Source organism: Lysobacter daejeonensis GH1-9 (genome assembly GCF_000768355.1).
In the GTDB taxonomy this organism is placed as follows: Bacteria; Pseudomonadota; Gammaproteobacteria; order Xanthomonadales; family Xanthomonadaceae; genus Aerolutibacter; species Aerolutibacter daejeonensis.
This window is the reverse complement of record NZ_AVPU01000059.1, coordinates 1-4,093: the sequence shown is the minus strand read 5'-3', so window position 1 is coordinate 4,093 and position 4,093 is coordinate 1. Positions and strand designations below refer to the sequence as shown.

Below are 4,093 nucleotides of genomic sequence, written 5' to 3'. Positions count from 1 at the left end.
CGCGGCGCGGAGGCTCGCGGGTGGCGCCTGGCTCGGGGCCGGCCTTTTCCAGCGTCTCGCGCACCGTGCCGGCCAGCTGCTGCGCCTCCTTGCGCGCGGTTTCGGACACCGAAAGCGCGCCGCTGGCCTGCAGGCGCTGCAGCGACTGGCCGGCCAGGCGCATGCCGGCGATGGTCAGCACGCTGTCGGCCACGCGGTCTTGCGGGTCGCGCTGCAGCACTTCCTCGGCGGCGACGATGGCACGGCCGTAGCGGCCGGCGTCGAACAGCAGCTGCGCCGAGCGCACCCACGGTTCCTTGCGGGTGGGGTCGGCCTTGGCAGCGTCGGCGAAAGCGATCAGCGCGGGCTCGACGCGGCCGGCGGCCACGTGCGCCTCGGCGGCGGTGAAGAGCTTCTCGTACTGCCGGGGCTTGGCCGCCGACGCCGGGCCAGGCGCGACCAACAGCAGCACGAGCGCGCAGAAGACGGGGGCAAGAAAGGCACGCGCAACGGCGGCCGAGCGTATGCAACGCATGCGGTTCACTCTCCATGTGTGGCCCGTGAGGGCCTGGTCCTTGGGTCAAGCGCGGCATCCGCGGATGCCCGGAACCGGTATAGTGGCCCCGTCCGCGATCGTCAACCATGACGTCACGGCATGGATATTCTTACCTGAAACCGCGACCGTTGTCAGCGCCGCCTGCGCGCACCGGTCCGGCAACAGGCCAGCAAGGAGCTTCACGCCATGGATTGCCACCCCGCCGCACGCCGGCCCGCGCACGTGCGCGCCCCGGTATCGCCTTCGTACCTTCGCCCGTTGTTGTCCACCACGCTGCGAGCCTGCCTGATGGCATGCGCGTTGCTGTCGTGGCTGACCGGTTGCGCCAGCGGTGGCGGCCTTGGCGGCACGGTTGACCGCACGCTGGCCGCCGTGGGCCTCAAGGATGCACAGGCGGTGGCCGACCAGCAGCGCACGGTCACGCTGGAACTGCACGGCGCGGGCAACCTCAACGCGGGCAGTGGCCGCAAGGGTGTCGCGCTGGTGGTGCGTGTGTACCAGCTGCGCGACGCGCAACGCTTCGAACAACTGCCGATGGCGCGCTTCCTCGACGCGCAGGCCGAACGCGATGCGCTGGGCGATGACCTGGTCGACGTCAGCGAGCGCGTTCTGCTGCCCGGCGAACAACAACAGTGGCCATTGCGCCTGGCCGACGATGCCCGCCATCTGGGCGTGGTCGCGCTCTTCCGCCACCCGGGCGACGGCCCGTGGCGCTTCCTGTTCGACGGCCGCAAGGCGCGCCAGCAGGGCGTCGTCATCGGCGCCCATGCGTGCGCGCTGACCACCGCCAGCCCCGCGCTGGCCACGGTGATGTCCGGCGACCCGATGAGCCTGTCGGGCGTGCACTGCGGCGGTTGAGGCGCGCGGCTTTGTAGTAACCTCGCCACGCGGCAACGGATGGCCGGCGCACCCGACGGGTGACGCATTTGCTGGGCGTGCCGCAGGCGCCACCCAACCACGCAGGGATGCCATGAGCAGGATGTCGAAGGTTTTCTGGGGCGAAGGTCTGTTCCTGCGCCCGCAACATTTCCAGCGCCAGGACGCGTACCACGAGGCGCGCGTACACGACCTCGGCACCGCACTGCACCCGTATCCGTGGGGCCTGCGCGAGGCGCGCTTCGACCCGCAGGCCATCAGCAGCGGCACCTTCCGCGTGTTGCAACTGTCGCTGGTGTTCCCCGATGGCGAGAGCCACCACGCCCCCGGTGCGCAGCCGTTGCCCGAAGCGGTGTCGCTGGCCAGCCTGCCGGCCGGCGTGCAGTCGACCACGCTGTACGCGGCGTTGCCGCTGCTGCGCGAACACGGCGGCAACTGCGCCGATGCCGAGGCGGCGGTGGCGGCGCGCTACGCGCAGGCCAACCAGCCCACCGCCGACCTGTACACCGATGCCGGCGAGGCGGAGCTGGCCTACCTGCGCCAACGCGTGCGCATCCTCACCGAAGACGAGCCACGCGATGCGTACACCGCACTGCCGATCGCACGCGTGCGCCGCACCGCCACTGGCGGTTTCGAACTGGACGACGAGTTCATCGCACCGGCGCTGCACATCGATGCCTCGCCGGCGCTGCTGCTGCGCCTGCGCCGGCTGCTGGATGGCCTGCAGGCCAAGACCGAGGCGCTGTACGGGCACCATCACGCGCCGTCGCAGTCGGTGATCGAGTTCCGCTCCGGCGACATCGCCTCGTTCTGGCTGCTGCACACCGCCAACAGCGCATTCGCCGCGCTGTCGCACTGCTTCCGCCACCCGGGCCTACACCCCGAGCGCCTGCACCAGGAACTGCTGCGGCTGGCCGGTGCGCTGCTGACCTTTTCCGCCAGCCACACGCTGGCCGACTTGCCGGCGTACGACCATGCGCGCCCGGAGGACGGCTTCGCGCCGCTGTTCGCGATCATCCGCGAGCTGATCGACACAGTGATTTCCGCGCGCTACTTCCAGATCGCGCTGAGCGAGGTGAAGCCGTCGTTCCATCTCGGCCGCCTGGATTCGCAGCGCATCGACGAAGGCTGCGCGTTCTATCTGGGCGTGGCCGCCAACCTGCCGGGACCGGAACTGGTGCAGACGGTGCCGGTGCGGTTCAAGGTCGGCGCGCCGGACGACGTGGACAAGTGCGTGCTCTCGGCGCTGCCGGGCGTGAGGCTGGTGCACGCCGCACAGGTACCGGCCGCGATTCCGGTGCGGCCGGGCATGCACTACTTCGCGGTGGAGCCGCGCGGCCCGCTGTACGAACGCATGCTCAAGGCGCAGTCGCTGACCATCTACGTCCCCGCCGGCGTGCACGACCTCAAGCTCGAACTCATCGCGGTGGCCCCATGACCTACCCCCAACCCCCGATCCCGCAGGGCGTGCCCTCGCTCGCGGCCCTGGCGCAGGCCGCGAGCGAGCCGACCACGTCGGTGCGCAGCCTGGTCGACCTGTTCGCCGACGGCTTCCACCTGTTGATGCTGCTCAAGCAGGGGCGGCTGCCGCCGGAGGCCGAGCGCTTCGCGGCGTCGGTGCAGCAGTTGCTGGACCGGATCGAACGCGGCGCGGTCAAGCTCGGCATCGCCGCGGAGGACGTGTACGCGGCCAAGTACGCATTCTGCGCAGCGGTGGACGAGGCGCTGCTGTCGCAGCCGTCGCCGCTGCGCGAGGACTGGGAACGCAACCCGCTGCAGTTGCGCCTGTTCGGCGAACACCTGGCCGGCGAGCACTTCTTCGAACGGCTGGACCAGCTGCGCGCGCAGGGCGCACCGCGGCTGGCCTCGCTGGAGGTGTACCACCACTGCCTGCTGCTGGGCTTCGAGGGGAAGTACCGGCTGGAGGGGCCGGAGAAGCTTGGCTACCTGACCGCGCGGCTGGGCGACGAGATCATTTACCTCAAGGGGCGCCGCACAGCGTTCGCGCCGCACTCGTTGCCACCGGACCGGGTGGCGCACACGCTGCGCCGGGTGGTGCCAGTGTGGGCGCCGGTGGCCGTGTTTGGCGCGCTGGCGTTGCTGGCCTTCCTCGGTTTCCGCGGACTGCTGGGGCGCGACACCGAGCAGCGCTTGGGGCAACACCGGGAAGTGGTGGAGCTGCCGGCACGGACCGCGCACCTGACCATCACCCTGCCCTGAACCGCGTGTTGAAGGGGCCTTGCCTGCCCGGGAGCGGCCAGCGGGGGTCACGGCCGCCCCCGAGTGCGATAAACTGGCGGGCGGGATTCCCGGCCAGGCTGCCGGTCCGGCGGCACCCTGCCCTCAGGCAGGCGCGGCGGGACCGCGCTCAGCGGGACTCGTTTGACTAGCGGTCGCACCTGGTGCGGCCTTGGATTGACGACTACGCGCGGCCCTGACCGGACGCGCGCCATAGGTGGATCGTGCGCAATTACGACCTCGAATTCCTCAAGCACTTCTCGATGGTGATCGGCTTCCTGGTGGTGCTGACGCTGGGCCTGATCCTGGGCGCGATGTACCTGCATGGCACCCTGCCGGGCGAGGTGGACCCGAAGGCCGCCGCCCGCACCGAGGCGCGCATTGCGCCGGCCGGCGCGGTGTATGCCGGTGCGACCGGCGCCGCTGCGCAGCAGGCCGCTGCGG

At 70.9% G+C, this 4,093-nt stretch carries 4 protein-coding genes and 1 pseudogene; 4 read left to right on the top strand and 1 reads right to left on the bottom strand.

Features of this window, described 5'->3' with window-relative positions; genetic code table 11:
* A partial coding sequence (locus N800_RS14845; protein ID WP_052108307.1) for a tetratricopeptide repeat protein occupies window positions 1-514 on the bottom strand: 514 nt, incomplete at its 3' end.
* Window positions 515-721: 207 nt separating this feature from the next.
* Here N800_RS14845 and tssJ point away from each other — a divergent pair.
* From tssJ to N800_RS14825, 4 genes and pseudogenes are all read left to right on the top strand, one after another.
* Window positions 722-1,393, top strand: coding sequence for a type VI secretion system lipoprotein TssJ (tssJ, locus tag N800_RS14840; RefSeq protein ID WP_232227683.1), 672 nt, complete (start codon window positions 722-724; stop codon window positions 1,391-1,393).
* 121 nt (window positions 1,394-1,514) lie between these two features.
* Window positions 1,515-2,849, top strand: a complete 1,335-nt coding sequence (gene tssK, locus N800_RS14835; RefSeq protein ID WP_036140432.1) for a type VI secretion system baseplate subunit TssK — start codon at window positions 1,515-1,517, stop codon at window positions 2,847-2,849.
* Window positions 2,846-3,631, top strand: a complete 786-nt coding sequence (icmH, locus tag N800_RS14830) for a type IVB secretion system protein IcmH/DotU (protein WP_036140429.1) — start codon at window positions 2,846-2,848, stop codon at window positions 3,629-3,631. Before tssK ends, icmH begins: the two co-directional genes overlap by 4 nt.
* A 242-nt stretch (window positions 3,632-3,873) precedes the next feature.
* Window positions 3,874-4,093, top strand: a pseudogene (locus N800_RS14825) (c-type cytochrome); the annotation flags it as partial.

Bases quoted from the DNA above. Each gene is read 5' to 3' on its own strand.
- tssJ (WP_232227683.1), top strand. From the start codon at position 722: ATGGATTGCCACCCCGCCGCACGCCGGCCCGCGCACGTGCGCGCCCCG.
- tssK (WP_036140432.1), top strand. From the start codon at position 1,515: ATGTCGAAGGTTTTCTGGGGCGAAGGTCTGTTCCTGCGCCCGCAACAT.
- icmH (WP_036140429.1), top strand. From the start codon at position 2,846: ATGACCTACCCCCAACCCCCGATCCCGCAGGGCGTGCCCTCGCTCGCG.